Origin of the sequence: Botrimarina colliarenosi, assembly GCF_007859955.1 — a bacterium.
In the GTDB taxonomy this organism is placed as follows: Bacteria; Planctomycetota; Planctomycetia; order Pirellulales; family Lacipirellulaceae; genus Botrimarina; species Botrimarina colliarenosi.
In genome coordinates this window covers 1,835,971-1,851,345 of sequence record NZ_SJPR01000001.1, presented here as the reverse complement: position 1 = coordinate 1,851,345, position 15,375 = coordinate 1,835,971, and the positions used below count along the sequence as shown (strand labels likewise).

The 15,375-nt window shown below is 65.7% G+C and carries 12 protein-coding genes and 1 pseudogene; 4 read left to right on the top strand and 9 right to left on the bottom strand.

The features are described 5' to 3' along the window. Positions 1-42: 42 nt before the first annotated feature. The 3 genes from Pla108_RS07365 to Pla108_RS07355 all read left to right on the top strand — a co-directional run bounded on the left by Pla108_RS07365 (position 43) and on the right by Pla108_RS07355 (position 5,753). Entirely contained in the window at positions 43-561 is a 519-nt protein-coding gene (locus Pla108_RS07365) for a hypothetical protein (RefSeq protein WP_146444214.1), read from the top strand. A 624-nt stretch (positions 562-1,185) separates the two neighbouring features. Further along, entirely contained in the window at positions 1,186-4,305 is a 3,120-nt protein-coding gene (locus Pla108_RS07360) for a DUF1553 domain-containing protein (RefSeq protein WP_197526322.1), read from the top strand. A 5-nt stretch (positions 4,306-4,310) separates the two neighbouring features. After that, positions 4,311-5,753: a DUF1501 domain-containing protein gene (locus tag Pla108_RS07355; protein WP_146444212.1), complete on the top strand. Its 1,443-nt coding sequence runs from the start codon at positions 4,311-4,313 to the stop codon at positions 5,751-5,753. 343 nt (positions 5,754-6,096) lie between these two features. Here Pla108_RS07355 and Pla108_RS07350 read toward each other — a convergent pair whose 3' ends face one another. From Pla108_RS07350 to rpsB, 9 genes and pseudogenes are all read right to left on the bottom strand, one after another. Then, positions 6,097-8,040 carry a peptidylprolyl isomerase gene (locus Pla108_RS07350; RefSeq protein ID WP_146444211.1) on the bottom strand — a complete coding sequence of 648 codons (1,944 nt, stop codon included), beginning with the start codon at positions 8,038-8,040 and terminating at the stop codon, positions 6,097-6,099. Between the two features lie 138 nt (positions 8,041-8,178). Further along, a complete protein-coding gene (locus tag Pla108_RS07345) occupies positions 8,179-8,811 on the bottom strand; it encodes a hypothetical protein (protein WP_146444210.1) in 633 nt (210 codons plus the stop codon). After that, positions 8,808-9,722 (bottom strand): PD40 domain-containing protein, encoded by a 915-nt coding sequence (locus Pla108_RS07340; protein ID WP_146444209.1) that lies wholly within the window; start codon positions 9,720-9,722, stop codon positions 8,808-8,810. Before Pla108_RS07340 ends, Pla108_RS07345 begins: the two co-directional genes overlap by 4 nt. A 91-nt stretch (positions 9,723-9,813) precedes the next feature. Then, the gene (locus tag Pla108_RS21250; RefSeq protein WP_231934325.1) at positions 9,814-10,275 is read right to left on the bottom strand and encodes a hypothetical protein; all 462 of its coding nucleotides are present in this window, start codon (positions 10,273-10,275) and stop codon (positions 9,814-9,816) included. 129 nt (positions 10,276-10,404) lie between these two features. Further along, positions 10,405-10,623 (bottom strand): annotated as a pseudogene (locus Pla108_RS21605) (winged helix-turn-helix domain-containing protein); the annotation flags it as partial. Positions 10,624-10,776: 153 nt separating this feature from the next. After that, positions 10,777-11,337 (bottom strand): ribosome recycling factor, encoded by a 561-nt coding sequence (gene frr / locus Pla108_RS07330; RefSeq protein ID WP_146444208.1) that lies wholly within the window; start codon positions 11,335-11,337, stop codon positions 10,777-10,779. Positions 11,338-11,613: 276 nt separating this feature from the next. Beyond that, positions 11,614-12,366 (bottom strand): UMP kinase, encoded by a 753-nt coding sequence (gene pyrH, locus Pla108_RS07325; protein WP_146444207.1) that lies wholly within the window; start codon positions 12,364-12,366, stop codon positions 11,614-11,616. A 237-nt stretch (positions 12,367-12,603) separates the two neighbouring features. Further along, positions 12,604-13,452, bottom strand: a complete 849-nt coding sequence (tsf, locus tag Pla108_RS07320; RefSeq protein WP_146444206.1) for a translation elongation factor Ts — start codon at positions 13,450-13,452, stop codon at positions 12,604-12,606. 148 nt (positions 13,453-13,600) lie between these two features. After that, positions 13,601-14,392, bottom strand: coding sequence for a 30S ribosomal protein S2 (gene rpsB / locus Pla108_RS07315; RefSeq protein WP_231934324.1), 792 nt, complete (start codon positions 14,390-14,392; stop codon positions 13,601-13,603). Positions 14,393-14,760: 368 nt separating this feature from the next. On the opposite strand from rpsB, the gene ilvN reads away from it, so the two are divergent. Beyond that, complete coding sequence (gene ilvN, locus Pla108_RS07310) at positions 14,761-15,279, top strand: acetolactate synthase small subunit (protein ID WP_146444205.1); 519 nt, start codon at positions 14,761-14,763, stop codon at positions 15,277-15,279. The last annotated feature ends 96 nt before the right edge of the window (positions 15,280-15,375 follow it).

The following is a 15,375-nucleotide window of genomic DNA, read 5'->3' as shown; positions in this document are numbered from 1 at the left end:
CTACGCCCCGAATCTTCCTGTTCCAGCACGCGACCGATAACCGTGAACGATCCGACCCCGCCCCCACCGGCCGCAGCCGGCCCTCCGGCCGCCGCGAACGGCTCCCCGTCCCCACCGGCCGAATCGCTTGCCGAGGGCCGCCGTCGGCGGATCACCGAGGCGCGGCGGCAGCTGGATCGCTACCTCGAACTGGGCGCCATCGACCCGGCTCTGACGCTGCACCGCCAGATGACCGCCGTCGGCGAGGGCTGGCGGCTCGACCCGCCGCGGCTGCAGCCGATCGTCGACTACCTCCGCGCTGAGAAGCGCTACACCGAGGCGACGCCCCTCCTGGTGGACCTTGTCGAGCAGCTCCAGCAACGCGTCAACAACCTCCGGCTGACGCTCGCCCAGGTCGCGGTCAAGAAAGTGGACCAGCCCCAACTGGCGATCGACACGCTCGCCGCGCTCGACCACCGTTTGCTGACGACCGACCAACGCGACATCGCGATCGAGATGCAAGGCCGCGCCCGTCGCCGGCAGGTGGAGGGGGACCTCGGTCCCCAGAGCGAGATCCGCTGAGTCGCGTCGTCTGATGTATAGAGCGACCAACGCAAGTGATTGGGAGCCGTAAGCGTCAGCGCCCGGAGTGGCGCCGTGTACCCGCATCAGCTCCGGGCGCTGACGCTTACGGCTCCTAGCCCAGTGCGGGTCGAGCCAAGCATCAAAGCAACAAGAGGTCAAGCGGGCCGACTGCCTCTTGTGCTGCACCCCCCGACAATCGTTCGGATGAGCGTATCGGTTCGCATCGCCCTCGCGGATCTCGCCGAGGCAATGTCGACCGTCGTGACTTAGCCGGAGCTCTAACTCAGCGAAGTGGGTGCAACCGCCGCGGGTCTTCGGCACGCCGTGCTGCGTAAGGATAGTGACAAGCACCGCTCTTCAGTGCCACACGCCAGGATGACGCGGGTTATCCTGGTGCGGATTATGTGCCGGATGGCTGGGACGTTATGCTGGCGATCAAGGGATTCGGCAGCAATTGACGGCTGAATTGCCGACCAGTATCGCTTTGGCCGTTGAATTCGGATTATCCACTCCGTGTCCATCCTCCTGCTTATCGAGTTTCAGCGATCGATGAAACGTCTGCATACCGGTTTGACGAGGACGCCTCGTAGCGGGAGTCGTCTAGGCGAAGGGATTCGCTCCGTGGTACGGCTTGCGTTTATCGCCATCGCGGTGGAAGCGGCTGCCGCCGACTCGGTCCGTGACTTTGCCCACAAAGTCCAGCCGATCCTGTCGAACAAGTGCTTCCACTGCCACGGGCCGGACGAGGCGATCCGGCCGACGGAGCTGCGGCTGGACACCGAGGAGGGCGTCCGCGACGCGTTCGCCGGCGGCGATCTCCAGGCCAGCGAGGCGTGGCGGCGGATCCTGTCGGACGACCCATACGAGGTCATGCCCCCGCCGGAAGCGCACAAGCCATTCAGCGACGCCGAGCGTGAAACGATCCGTGCTTGGGCCGAGGCCGGCGCCGACTGGTCGCCCCACTGGGCCTTCGCACGGCCCGTGAAGGTGACCCCGCCGGCCGAGGCGGGCATGAACGCGATCGATGCTTTCGTCCGCCACCGCTTGGCCCGAGCGGGCCTTACGCCGGCCCCACGGGCGTCCAAGGAGAACCTCCTCCGCCGGGTCACGCTTGACCTTCATGGCCTGCCGCCGACGCTAGAAGAGCTCGACGCGTTCCTCGCCGATGACGCCCCCGGCGCGTGGAACCGGGTGATCGATCGCCTGCTCGCCTCGCCCCGCTACGGCGAGCGGATGGCGGTCGCTTGGCTCGACGGCGCCCGCTATGCAGACACCAACGGCTACCAGAACGATTTTAAGCGGACGATGTGGCCTTGGCGTGATTGGGTAATCGACGCGTTCAACGCCAACCAACGCTTCGACCAGTTTGCGATCGAGCAGCTGGCCGGCGACCTGCTGCCGGACCCGACCCACGAACAGCGGCTGGCGACTGCCTTCAATCGCAACAACCGGACCGTCACCGAGGCGGGATCGATCCCGGAAGAGTGGCTGGTCGAGAACGTCGTGGACCGGGTCGAGACCACGTCCGCCGTTTTCCTCGGCCTCACGATGGGCTGCGCCCGGTGCCACGACCATAAGTTCGACCCCATCACGCAGAAGGAGTTCTTTGAGTTCTTCGCCTTCTTCAGCAGCGTCGATGAAATGGGGGTCTACAACGAAACCCGTGGCAATGTCGGCCCCTCGATTGAGTGCCCTAGCGAATCCGAACGGACCGAGTTCAAACGCTTGGACGCATGGATCGACGATCTCTCCGGCCGACTGGAGGAGATGCGTTCCCAGGTCGAGTCCGACGCGGCCGCCTGGTACGCGAACACCACGCCCCCCGAGACGCCGCCCGCGGTCTCAGCGGTGCGGCTCGATCGCGATACTTACGCGGGGGTCGCGAACGGCGAGTGGGTGGTCGAGCCCGGCCCCCAGAGCAAGCCGCCGAAGCTCGATGACTCGTTCCTCGGCGCGACCGCGTCGTTCGACGGCTCGCAGTGGTTGGAATACGAGGGCCTTTTCGAGCCCGAGCGCGACCGGCCGATGACCGTCCTGGCGTGGGTCCAGCGCCGCGGCGGGGGGGCGGTCCTCTCGAAGATGCACGACGCCAACGACTACCGAGGGATCGATTGGCTCTTCGGAGAGGACGGCAAGCTCATGGTTCACTTGATCGGGCGGTGGCCCGACGACGCCGTGAAAGTCGTCACCAAGGAGTCCCTGCCCGCCGGGCGATGGACCCCTGTCACGGTCTCGTACGACGGGTCAGGCAAGGCGGCCGGCGTGACGATCTGCTTTGGATTGGACAAGCAGGAGTTCGATATCGACAAGGACTGCCTGACTGGATCTCTGCAAACCGATCAGCCTTTTCGCGTCGGACGCCGATCGAGCGGCGGAGGCTTCCAGGGGAGCGTGGCCCGTTTGCGGATCTTCCATCGCGCTTTGTCCGACGAAGAAATCCGTGCCCGGATTTCACGCGACCTGCTGACCTCACCGTACGCCGGCGGCCAGGTCTCGGGCCGCCCTGATACTTCCAGAGGCGGCGTCGGTCCGGAGCAATTGGCCCAGTACGTGGCGCTCGCGCCAGATGGACCGGCGTGCCACTACGCCGCGGCGAACCAGGAGCTCGAGGCCGCGCGGCGTGAGATGCAAGCCTTCCGCGACGGCGTGCCGACCTGCATGGTGATGCAGGAACTGCCGGAACCACGGCCTACCTTCGTCCTCAAGCGGGGCGAGTACGACAAGCCCGACAAGGACCAGCCGGTGTCACCGGCAACGCCTCGCTTCCTTCACTCGCTGCCGACCCGTCGGCGTGACCGTCTGGCGTTGGCCGAGTGGATCGTTTCGCGTGACAACCCGCTCACGGCGCGGGTGATCGTGAACCGGATGTGGGGCCGCTTCTTCGGGATCGGAATCGTTAAGTCCGAGGAGAACTTTGGGGTCCAGAGTGATACGCCGACGCACCCCGACCTCTTGGACTGGCTGGCGGTGGAATTCATGGACTCCGGCTGGGACCTTCAGCACGTGATCCGGCTAATCCTCACGAGCGAGACTTACCGGCAGGCTTCGGCGGCGGCCCCCGAAGCGTACGCCAACGACCCGGAGAACCGATTGCTCGCCCGCGGTCCGCGTCGCCGTCTGCCGGCCGAGTTCGTCCGCGACAACGCGCTGGCCGTCAGCAACCTCCTGAGTCCGCGGATCGGCGGTCCATCGGTCTTCCCGTACCAGCCCGAGGGCCTCTGGGAAGAGCTGGCGGGCGGCGCCAGCCAGGGGGCTTACCCGGCGTCGGTGGGCGAAGACCTTTATCGCCGATCACTCTACACCTACCGCAAGCGGACGGTCCCCCACCCGACCATGGCGACCTTCGACGCGCCCAGCTTCGAGATCTGCACTGTCAAACGTTCGACGACCAACACGCCGTTGCAGGCGCTGGCGTTGCTCAACGACGTTACTTACGTCGAGGCGGCCCGCAAGCTGGGCGAACGGATGCTCCGTGAGGGCGGCGACGCCGACACGTCGCGGCTTCACTTTGGATTCCGCTTGGCCACCTCACGGGCGCCTTCGGCAGAGGAGATCCAACTCCTCACCACCGCTCTCGATAAGTACCGCCAGCGGGCCGAGGCCGACCCCGCAGCGGCTACGCAAAGACTTGCGATCGGCGCGGCTCCGACCGAGACGTCTCTGCCGCCGACGGAACTGGCCGCGTACATGTCGCTCGGCAGCCTGTTGCTGAACCTCGACGAAACCATCACGGTGGAGTGACCTCGATGCCACACGAGACGCCTCTCAGCGCAGCCCAGGGCTGGAACCGCCGGCACTTCCTCCAGAACGCGATCGGTGGGCTGGGGTCGGCCGCGCTGGCGTCGATAGCCGGGTCGGCGCGGGCCTCGGCGTCGCCGGCCGGGCTGCCGCATCACCCGCCGCGCGCGAAGCGTGTGATCTACCTATTCCAGTCCGGAGCGCCGTCGCAGTTTGAGAGTTTTGACTACAAGCCGGCGCTGGCGGAGAGGGCCGGCGAGGAGCTGCCTGAGTCGGTCCGCGATGGGCAGCGACTGACCGGCATGACCAGCGGTCAGGCCAGCTTCCCGATGGCGCCATCGGTCTTCAAGTTCGGCAGGCACGGCGACAGCGGAGCCGAGATCAGCGAATTGTTCCCCCACACCGCCGGCGTCGCGGACGAATTGCTGATCGTGCGGTCGATGAAAACCGAGGCGATCAACCACGACCCGGCGATCACCTTCTGCCAGACCGGTTCCCAGATCGCCGGCCGCCCGAGTATGGGCGCTTGGGTCGCGTACGGCCTGGGAAGCCTGAACAACGACCTGCCGTCGTACATGGTGTTGGTCTCCCGAGGCACCGGCCGCTCGGCGGGCCAGCCGCTGTACGACCGGCTGTGGGGGAGCGGCTTCTTGCCTTCCGCCCACCAAGGCGTGAAGTTCCGCTCGGGCGCCGACCCGGTTCTCTACCTGGCGAACCCGGCCGGCTGCAGCCGGCCAGAGCGACGCGAACTGTTAGATGACCTGGGCCAGCTCAACCGGGTCAAGCACCAACAGGCCGGTGACCCAGAGATCCTGACACGTGTCTCGCAGTATGAGATGGCCTTCCGGATGCAGACGTCGGTCCCGGACATGACCGACATCTCCGATGAGCCGGAGCACGTACTCGACCTCTACGGCCCCGATGTCCACAGACCGGGCACCTACGCCCGCAACTGCCTCCTCGCGCGAAGGATGGCGGAACGCGACGTGCGATTCATCCAGCTCTATCACATGGGCTGGGACCAACACAACGACCTGCCCGATCACATGGGCAAACAGTGCAAGGACACCGACCAGGCCTCCGCCGCGTTGGTGCTGGACCTCAAGCAACGCGGCTTGTTGGACGACACGTTGATCGTTTGGGGCGGAGAGTTCGGTCGGACGGTGTACTGCCAGGGCGAGTTATCCGAAACGAACTACGGTCGCGACCATCACCCCCGTTGTTTCAGTCTCTGGATGGCGGGCGGCGGAATTCGCGGCGGCCAAACCTACGGCGCGACCGACGAGTTCTCCTACAACATCACCGAGAAGCCGACCGAGGTGCACGATCTCAACGCGACGATCATGCACCTGCTGGGCGTCGATCACACCCGCCTGACTTACAAGTTCCAGGGCCGTGACTTCCGACTCACCGACGTCCACGGCCGGGTCGTACACGACTGGCTGTCGTAGCCACCGGCTGTTTTTTTCGATCAGGTCGTGTTGACGTTCCTATCGCGACTCCGTCGCCAGGGAAATCTCAATACGACCTAGCCTTCGCGCCAGCGGGTGGGCCACCTTCAGCCGCTTCGCCGCGGTCGCAACTTGCGTCGGCTCGGCTCACCTCGGCCATGGGCGGAGCTGTCGGAGTTGGGTCGGCTTCACCCTTAGAAGTCTGATTCTCCGCATGCCGCAACGTGCCAATGACTGATCGCACCTGGCATCTTGCCGTGCAAGATCGCACAAACGCAAAAGGCCCGCCCGACCACCCCGGTCCGGACGGGCCTCTGCATTAGGTTGACGCCGCGATGCTGGCTCAGCGGGTCGCCGAGGTCGGTTGGACCTTGCTGTCCTGCACCCGCCCGGCCTGCTTGACGCCCGACCGCTTGGCGGGCGCCTGGCTCGTGCCGGCGAGGTAGTTGTCGATCCGCGCCGCGGTGCGGACACGCTCGAACTCCTCGCTCATCGTCAGGCGGAGCTTCTTCTCGTAGATGTCCTTCTCCAGCTCGGTGCGGACGACGTCCATCGTGACGTTCATCGCCGGCTCGCGGCCTTCGCACTTGAGGATCAGGAACTTGTCGGCCACCTGCACGATGCCCGAGAGTTGGCCGTCCGCCAGGGCGAACGCCGCCTCTTCGAGCTGGGGCTGGCCGCTGTACTTGCGGACCGGCGGGACCTCGCCGCGAAGGGTGCGGCTGGAGGGCTCGATCGAGTACTCCTCGGCCAGGTCGCCGAAGAACTCCATCGTCGGGTTCGAGCGTGACTTGTCCCAGACCTCTTGGGCGCGGCGGAGGTTGCCCAGGACGATCGCCCGGCAGCGGACCTTCTCGCCGTAGTTGGCCTCGAAGCCTTTCTCCAGGTCCTCGGTGGTCACCTCGACCCGGCCGCTGGTCAGCTTCTTCAGCGCGGCCGACGGCCAGACCGAGTCGCGGACGTACTGCTCATAGCTGAGGTCCTGTTCCTTGGTCGCCATCTTCACCCAGCGGTTCAGGTCGACCTGCCCATTGGCTTCGACGACTCCCGCCAACTCGGCGGCGTGGCGCATCTCGTTCTCGAGGTCGCTCTGCGAAACGGTCACTTGCGACCCTTCGAGCGCCTGACGGAGCAAGAGGTGCGAGATCTCGACCTCAAGGACCTCTTCGCCGTGACGGACCAGGCACTCGCGGCCGAGGTCGGCCATCGTGACGGCGTCGCCGTTCACCGTGGCGACGACGCCCGGCATGGTGTCGCGCAGCTTGGGGTCGTTGTAGACGTTCTGAATGACCGCCGCGCTCTGCAGCTTGGCGAACAAATCGTTCGCGACGCCGCGGAGTTTTTGCTCGACGATGGTCTCGGTCAGCTCGGCCTTCACGTCGGCCATCGGGACCGGACGGGGGTCCAAGCGGCCTTCGCACTTGAGAATGACGAACTGCTCACCCGCCTTGATGACGGACGAGACCTGGCCCGGCTCGAGGGTGAACGCGGCGCGCTCGACCACCGGGTCGCCGGCGTGCGGGCGGATCGGCTGGATCAAGCCGCCGATGCTCGCGGAGTTGATGTCTTGCGAGTGGGCCATCGCCAGTCGGGCGAATTCGGCCGGGCGGGCGGCCGCCTCGCGCTGGACCTTGGCGGCGACCTCGGCGTCGGTGACGACGATCAGCCGGACGCGGACCGCCGGGCCAAACTGCGTCTCGTAAGCCTCCTTCAATTCCTTGTCGGTGGGCTGCACCTGGTCGGCGGCGAGCTTCCGCAGCGCCAGCGTCGGCCAGAGGATGTCGCGCTTGTACTCGGCCTCGTCGACGCCGCGCTGGTTCTGCAAGAGCTCGAGCCACTGCTCGCGGCCCAGCTTGAATCGCTTGGCCATCCGCTCGACCTCGGCGTCGACCTCGGCCGTCGTGACCGAGACGCCCCGTTTGTGGCAGTGGTGCTCGATCAGACGCTTGTTGACGAGGCTCTCCAGCACGTCTTCGCCGTGCCGTTCGACGCACGCCTGGACGAGCGCCTGGCGGCTGATGTCCTTGCCGTTAACGATCGCCATCACGTCGTGGGGCGGGCCGCCGGCGGGCAGGTTGGCGGCCACGGTGGGCGCCTGATGGCTGGCTTGGGTCGCTTCGGCGCGGGGCGAGCGGGCCTCGGCGGCGCCGGGGCCCATGACGCCACGCGCCAACAGGCTGGCGCCAATCACGATGGCCACCGCCACGGCGAGCGCCCAGCGGCGCTGGGCGGGTTGAGGCGTCGGGGTTTTGCGAGCGTTCGGGCGAGCCGCGTCCTTGCGGGCCATAGCGTTTCTCCGTCGTCCTGACTGGAAGGGTTGCGGCGCCGGCGCTCGTTGGGCGCGGGCCGCGGGTTTGCGGGGCCGGGAGATTAACAGGACCCGCCAAACAGGAGAAGAGAAATCCGCGACGCGGCGCCGGCACCGCTAGCCGCCCAGCTGGGTGTGCACCACCCGACCGGGGACGCTTGCTCGGAACGCCTCAATCCCGTCGGTCGTGGCGCCGGTCCAGCGGAGGTAGACCTCCCGCAAGGCGGGCAGCTCCGCGATCGTGGCGAGCCCCGCGTCGGTAACGCCACTCAGCCCCGTCAGCCGAAGCTCCTCCAGCGCCGGTAGCTGAGACACCGAGCCGGCGATACCTGCGTCGGTCACCCGCGTGTAGCGAATCGACAGCCGTCTTAGGCGAGACTTTTTTGCGAGCGCTTTCGCGTCGCTGTCGTCGAGGTCGGTGCGGTCGAGCTTCACGTCCACCAAGAACGGCAGCGACGAAATCCGTTCGGAGAAATCCTCGGGAAGAGCGACGTCGCACAGTTCAACCGAGATCGCCTCGACGAGCGCTTCGGGGCCGACAACCCAACGCACCACGTCCCGCCGCCAACCCGACAGCGTGGCCCGCTCGAGCCCGACGGTCGCGCCCTCCTTCCGTAGTTGGGCCACCGCCGCAGCCTGATCGCGATAGGGGCGGACCAGCGCTTCCCAGCCGGCGAGCACGACACTGATGACAGCCGTCAGCACCAGCAGCGAGCGGAGACGGAACCGCGGCAACAGCCAACGCCTCACGGCTTGCTCCTGTCGTTGAGACGCTGTCGTTTGGGCATGAGTCGCACAAACGCGATCCGCTTGCCGTCGGGAGACCAGTTGGGGTTGCAGCTGATCCAGTCCTCGGGAACGCCCGGCACAGGCTTCGGCGCTTCTTGGGTGTCCGCGTCGATCAGGAAGAGACTGCAGTCGCTGTCGACCTCGCCGATTGCGACCACGGCGCGTTTACCATCGGGCGCCCAACTCGTCTGGCCGATACGCCCGGCTTGGCGGCCCAGCCACCCAGCGGCAGCAACGGGGGTCTTGGGCCACCGTCGGCGGACTCCCCAACGATCCGAGTCCCCTTGCCGCTCAACGACCGAGAGCGTCCAGTTCCGGCGTTCGACAACGAGAAACCGGTCGGTGGTCGCCGAGTAACTAAAGCCGGGTTGAGACCAAGGGATTTTGGCGAGCAACGTGGTCTCGCCGGTCGCGAGGTCGAATCGCACCAGGCCGGACATCATCATGGCGGCGAACGAATCTCCGTCCGACAGCCACCGCGGGCTGAACGCGTTCTCTAGCAGAACCTCGGCGCCCGAACCGTCGGCCGCCATCACCACGATCCATTGGTCGGGGACAAAGCTGTGGCACAAGAGAAGCGAGTCATCGGGCGACCAGCTCGCCACCGCCCCAGGCCCGAGCCGCGTGACGGGGCCCCCTTCGGCCGAGATGACGTGAACAGCCGACTCGGTGAGCTGCTGATCGGCGGGCCACGCGTCAAAGGCGATCCGCTTGCCGTCACGCGACCAAACCGGCGACCCGCAATCGAGGCCCTCGTCGGTCGTCAGCTGACGGGGCTCGCCCCCTTCCAGCTCAAGGACATAGACCTGCCCGGCTAGCGCCGGCGCGGCGATCATCAACAGGGCAACCGTTAGCAGGGCATTGCGTAACATCGCCGTCGAGGGGTTTGGCAAGCAGCCGACTCCCGAAAGGCCGACGCGATCCTGACGGGATGTGGCCACGATGGAATTGGATCGACACGACCTAGAGCTTCGATTTCAGTGAATCAAGGAGTTGGTGGGTTTGCCGTCGTTGAATCTCGGGGTCCTCGGCTTGGAGGTATTCCGTGGCGTTGAAGCCATCCCCACGACGGCGGTTTTGCCGCGGCTCGAGGCCTTCGATCAGCACCGCTTCGAGCGTCACGGCAACGAGTTCAATCGAAAGCGTCGCTTGCGTCTCCAGCAGTTGACCGTCTTCCGTAACGCGGAGCAGGCCGAACCACGAAAAACGATTCCAACGGGCTTGGAGTCGGTCCTTGGTGTGCTCGTACAGCCGCTGTCCCATCGGCCGGTCGATCGAGCGACCGACATAGGTCACTTCGCGGCCGTCGTGCAGGAGGTAAACGCCGAGCTGCTTGGAGAAATCGACCGTCTCGGCGCCGATCTGCTGCCGCCCGAGGATCGGCGGATTATTCCGCCAATGAACCGCGTCGCGTTGCCAGTACATGCCGAAGGCTTGGATGAGGCCGACCTCCTCGAGATCCGTATCTTCGACGCCGCTATCTACTTCTCCATCGATTGAAAGCCGACTGGATGGCTGCTCAAGACTTGTTGAGGGAGAGGGTAAGGTACGGAGTGCAAAGGTTGCTTTCGAAACTTTTTCGTAAGGCGAGGTGGCCGGGTCTCGCTTTATGGCCATGCTCAGGTGGGAGTTTACCGTTCGTCTTGGCGTAGCGCCGTAATTGCTACGCAAGTCGAGATCGATAATGCGATCCGTTATATCTTGGTAGTGCATCGGCTCGCCATTCTCGGCGAGCACGTGCTGGATCGCTTCGTGCCAAGTCAGCTCACCCACGAGCAATCCTTTCGCTATTAATTTGCGTTAGTACACGCTGGCCAACAGTTTACGCCTGAGCCGTGGGCGCTAGCCCTCGGAGTGAAGCGGGTACCTAGTTCCCACCGAGGGCTGGCGCCCACGGCTCAGGCGTGCTGGTTTGGTTCGATGATCTTACTGCTCCATCACCTCAGCCGTCTTTGACTTCGCCAGCTCGTCGGCGGCTTTCTCGTGCTTGTCGGTCAGCTCCTGGACGTCGTTTTTGTAGGTCTTCAGCTCGTCCTCGCTGAGCTCCTTGTCCTTCTCCATTTGGTCGAGACTCTTGTTCGCGTCGCGGCGGACGTTGCGGATCGCGACCTTGGTCTCTTCGGTGAGGTCCTTCGTGCGGGCGACCATCTTCTTGCGGACGTCGCCCGACAGGGCCGGGATGTTGAGCCGCACGACCTTGCCGTCCGACTGCGGCGCGAGGCCGAGGTCCGACGCGATGATCGCCTTCTCGATGTCCTTGATGACCGACGGGTCGAACGGCCGGATCACCAGCTGCTGTGGCTCGGGCGCGCTGACGCTGCCGAGCTGCTTGAGCGGCGTCGGCGACCCGTAGGCGTCGACCCGCAGCGAGTCGACCATGCCGGGGTTGGCGCGGCCGGTGCGGATGCCGGTAAGGTCGCCCTTGAGCTTGTCAACGGCTTTGTCCATGCGCTCTTCGGCGTCGAGCAAGATCTCTTCAACGGACATGGCTTCGGAAAGGGGCTAGGGATTAGGGGCTAGGGGCTGAGGGGGCCTTAGCTCGCGGTCGGCTTTAGAAAAGGAGATAGGGGGATGTGGGGGGATAATGGGGATGGCTTTCTAACGGGGCCGAGCAACTCGGGATGGTTCCATCAACAAATCAAAAATTGTCAGATCGAGACCGACTCGAATTGCAGACCAGATTTCCTACGAGAGGCATTGCCCGCGGCGGCCACGATCCCCCCTATCACCAACATCCCCTTATCTCCTTTCCTAACCTCACCACTACGCAGGCGCCGGCGCGGCGCTGGTGACGCGGGTGCCAATTGTCTCGCCGCGGACGGCGCGCTCGATGTTGCCATCGTTGCGGTAATTAAAGACCAGGATCGGCAGGTTGTGCTCCATGCAGTGGGCGATCGCGGTGGAGTCCATCACCCGGAGGTTCTTTTCGCGCACCTGGTTGTAGGTGAGGTGGTCGTACAGCACCGCGTGGGGGTTCTTCTCGGGGTCGTCGTTGTAGACGCCATCGACGCGGGTCGCCTTCATGAGGATGTCGCACTCGAGCTCGAGGGCCTTCTGCGCGGCGGCGGTGTCGGTGGTGACGAACGGCGCCCCGGTGCCGGCCGCGAAGATCACGATGCGGCCCTTCTCGAGGTGGCGCTTCGCCCGGCGGCGGATGAAGGGCTCGGCGACGCCGTCCATCTTGATGGCGCTCATCAGCCGCGTCTGGGCGCCGAGCGACTCGAGCGCGTCTTGCAGGGCGAGGCCGTTGATCACAGTGGCGAGCATCCCCATGTAGTGGCCGGTGGCCTCTTGGATGCTGCTGGCGCCGGCGGTGAATTGGGCGCCGCGGAGGATGTTGCCGCCGCCGATGACGATGCCGATCTCGACCCCCTGCTGGGCGGCCCGGACCGTCTGCTTCGCGATGTGCACGACCTCGGGCATGCTGATGCCCCGCTCGCCGGTGGGCGCAAAGCTCTCGCCCGATAGCTTGAGGATGATCCGGCTGTAGGGCGACGTCGACGAAGAGCTAGGCATATCGGGGCGATCCGAGGGGCGGCGGGATGCTAGAAGTCTAGCCCGCTCAGAAAGGCGCCGCCAAGCCGCCGATGATGTCCGCTGATGTAGGAGGCGTCGCCGACGCCGATGACGTGCTCACGGCCGCATCGGTTTAGATGCCGAAATCGGCGTCGGAGACGCCTCCTACAGAAATGAGAAAACGCCCCGGAGCGGCTGCTCCGGGGCGTTCGAGTCGTTCGCTATTCACCGCGCCGATTAGGCGGCGGTGGCGCCGCTGGTCTGGCCGACCTTCCACAGCGAGAAGCCGCGGAGTTCCATGCCGCCCGCCTTGGCGACCTTGCCGACGGTCTGCTTGTCGTCCTTCACGAAGGGCTGCTCGGCGAGGACCTTCTCGGCGTAGAAGTTCCGCATGCGGCCTTCGACCATCTTTTCGATGATGTTCTCGGGCTTGCCCTCTTGCTTGGCGGCCTCGATCAGGATGTCGCGCTCCTTGGAGACCTCCACCGGGTCGAGGTCGTCGATCGTCGTGGCCGAGGGCTGCATCGCGGCGACGTGCATGCTGACGTCCTTGGCGAGGCCGTCGTTGCCGCCGGTGACCGCCAGCAGGACGCCGGTCTTGCCGTCGAAGTGGACGTAGCCGCCGGTCGGGCCTTCGATCCGCTCGATGCGGGCCAGCTTGAAGACCTCGCGGATGCGGTTCTCAAGATCGTCCTTGATGGCGCGGAGCGTCTTGCCAGATTGGCTGGGGGAGGTCTGGTCCCACAGTTCGTCGGGCGTCTTGGCGCCGGGTCCGAGGGCGAGCTGCTTCGCGAGGTCGTTCGCCAGGGCGATGACCTCTTCGTTGCCGGCGACGGGCGCCGACTCGACCTGGAGCTCAATGATGGCGCCGGCCGGCTGATCGACGCCCGAGAACACCGCGACGCGGCCTTCCTCGGTCGCCCGGTCGGCGCGGGCGCCCATGAGCTTGATGCCCTTCTCACGGAGGGCTTGCTTCGCGGCTTCCTTGTCGCCGCCCGCCTCGGCGAGCGCCTTCTTGCAGTCCATCATCGGGAGCTGCGTCTCGTCGCGCAGCTCCTTCACCATCGCGGCTGTGATTTCGGCCATGGGTCTCTTGGTGGGTTGTGCCGCGCTCGGCAACGGATGCGATGCGGCAAAGCTATTGCGGATTTGGGATAGCGGATTGCGAGTGGGGGGACGGTCCCTAAGTAGGAATCCGCTATCCCGACTCGACAATCCGCAATTCACTCGGCCTTCAGCTCGCCGTGGCGGGCTCGTCGGCCGCGGCCTTGGCTTCAATCGCGGCGGCCTCGGCCTTCTGGGCGGCCTGCTTGGCGGCGCCCTCGTTGGTCATCTGCTGCTGGATCGCGGCCTGCGACTTGCCGGCGGCGACCGCGTCGGCGATCAGACGGGTGATCACCTCGATCGAGCGCATGCTGTCGTCGTTGCCGGGGATCGGCAGGTCGACCGTGTCGGGGTCGCAGTCGGTGTCGATCAGCGACACCACAGCGATGCCCAAGGCGCGGGCTTCCTTGACGGCGTTCTTCTCTTTCTTGGGGTCGACGACCACCAAGCACTCCGGCAGCCGCGTCATCGTCCGCATGCCGTTGAGGTTGCGGTAGATCTTGCGGTACTCACGGGTGAGCGTGGACTGCATCTTCTTGGAGTACGAGTGGATCGCTTCGCTGTTGCGGATCGCTTCGAGCTCCTCGAGCCGGCCGAGCCGGTCGCGGATCGTGCGGAAGTTGGTCAGCGTGCCGCCGAGCCAACGCTCCGAGACCCACGGCATGCCGCAACGGGCCGCCTCGCGGGCGATCGACTCGGACGCCTGGCGCTTGGTGCCGACAAACAGGATGAGGCTTCCCCGGCCCGAGACGTCGGCCAGGTACTTCTTGGCCCGCAGCAGACCACGGATGGTCTCGCGGACGTCGATGATGTGGATCAGGTTGCGGCGGGCGTAAATATACGGCCGCATTTTCGGGTTCCACCGGCTGGCGCGGTGACCGAAGTGAACGCCTGCTTCCACCAACTCGTTAACTAGCGACACGGATTTCTCTCCAGGGGGCACACGGGCGGGTCCTCAGCGGGCGACGACCTTGTTGAGGGTCGGGTTTTGCCCGCTGAGCCGGGGCGGACGTCTTCGGGACGCCGTCGCGGGCCTGCGTTGGGTCGTTTCGGCCGGATGCGTGAGGCCCCTTGAGGGGGACCTGCGCGAACCCTTCGGGCCGTTCGAGGGTCGCGAGTCTGGCCAGCGTACCGGCCCGGCCCCCCCGGGTCAATGCGGCAGGGGGGCGGCTGGTTGCGATAGCCCCTCCCCCCGATTACGATTCGTGGCTCGGCGTCGCCCGACGGCGGCTGCCGTCACGGCGCCTCCGAGCGACTCCCCGCCCCCCTTCAGCGACCCCCGCCAGGCGAATGCGTCACGTCCTCTCGGCTCTCGTCCAGAACGTTCCCGGTGTGCTCGCGCACGTCGCCGGCATGCTGGCGTCGCGGGCCTACAACATCCACAGCCTCGCCGTCGGCGAGACCGAGTCGCCCGAGCTCTCCCGGATGACCTTCGTCGTGGTCGGCGACGACAACATCCTCGAGCAGGTCCGCAAGCAGCTCGAAAAGATCGTTACGGTGGTCCGCGTCGACGATGTCAGCAGCAAGGACCACGTCGAACGCGACCTGATGCTCATCAAGGTCCAGGCCGATAAGGCGGACCGCCCCGAGATCCGCGAGCTGAGCCGCATCTTCCGCGGTCGCATCGTCGACGTCTCTCCCGACGAGATGATGATCGAGCTCTCCGGCCAGGAGAAGAAGATCGAAGCCTTCATCGACATGATGCGCCCCTTCGGCATCATCGAGCTCTGCCGCACCGGCCGCATCGCGATGATCCGCAGCGTGAACAGGCCGATCGTTGGCGAACCCGGGTCCGACGGTGACGCCTAACTAGCACCAAGGCGGAAGTGGGAAGTCGGAAGTGGGAAAGTTCTCGAATCCCCTCTCCAACTTCCGACTTCCCACTTCCCACTTCTGAACACTAGG

Coding starts and splice junctions, on each gene's coding strand:
- Pla108_RS07340 (WP_146444209.1), bottom strand. CDS start 9,722: ATGTTACGCAATGCCCTGCTAACGGTTGCCCTGTTGATGATCGCCGCG.
- frr (WP_146444208.1), bottom strand. CDS start 11,337: ATGTCCGTTGAAGAGATCTTGCTCGACGCCGAAGAGCGCATGGACAAA.
- Pla108_RS07355 (WP_146444212.1), top strand. CDS start 4,311: ATGCCACACGAGACGCCTCTCAGCGCAGCCCAGGGCTGGAACCGCCGG.
- ilvN (WP_146444205.1), top strand. CDS start 14,761: ATGCGTCACGTCCTCTCGGCTCTCGTCCAGAACGTTCCCGGTGTGCTC.
- pyrH (WP_146444207.1), bottom strand. CDS start 12,366: ATGCCTAGCTCTTCGTCGACGTCGCCCTACAGCCGGATCATCCTCAAG.
- Pla108_RS21250 (WP_231934325.1), bottom strand. CDS start 10,275: ATGTACTGGCAACGCGACGCGGTTCATTGGCGGAATAATCCGCCGATC.
- tsf (WP_146444206.1), bottom strand. CDS start 13,452: ATGGCCGAAATCACAGCCGCGATGGTGAAGGAGCTGCGCGACGAGACG.
- Pla108_RS07350 (WP_146444211.1), bottom strand. CDS start 8,040: ATGGCCCGCAAGGACGCGGCTCGCCCGAACGCTCGCAAAACCCCGACG.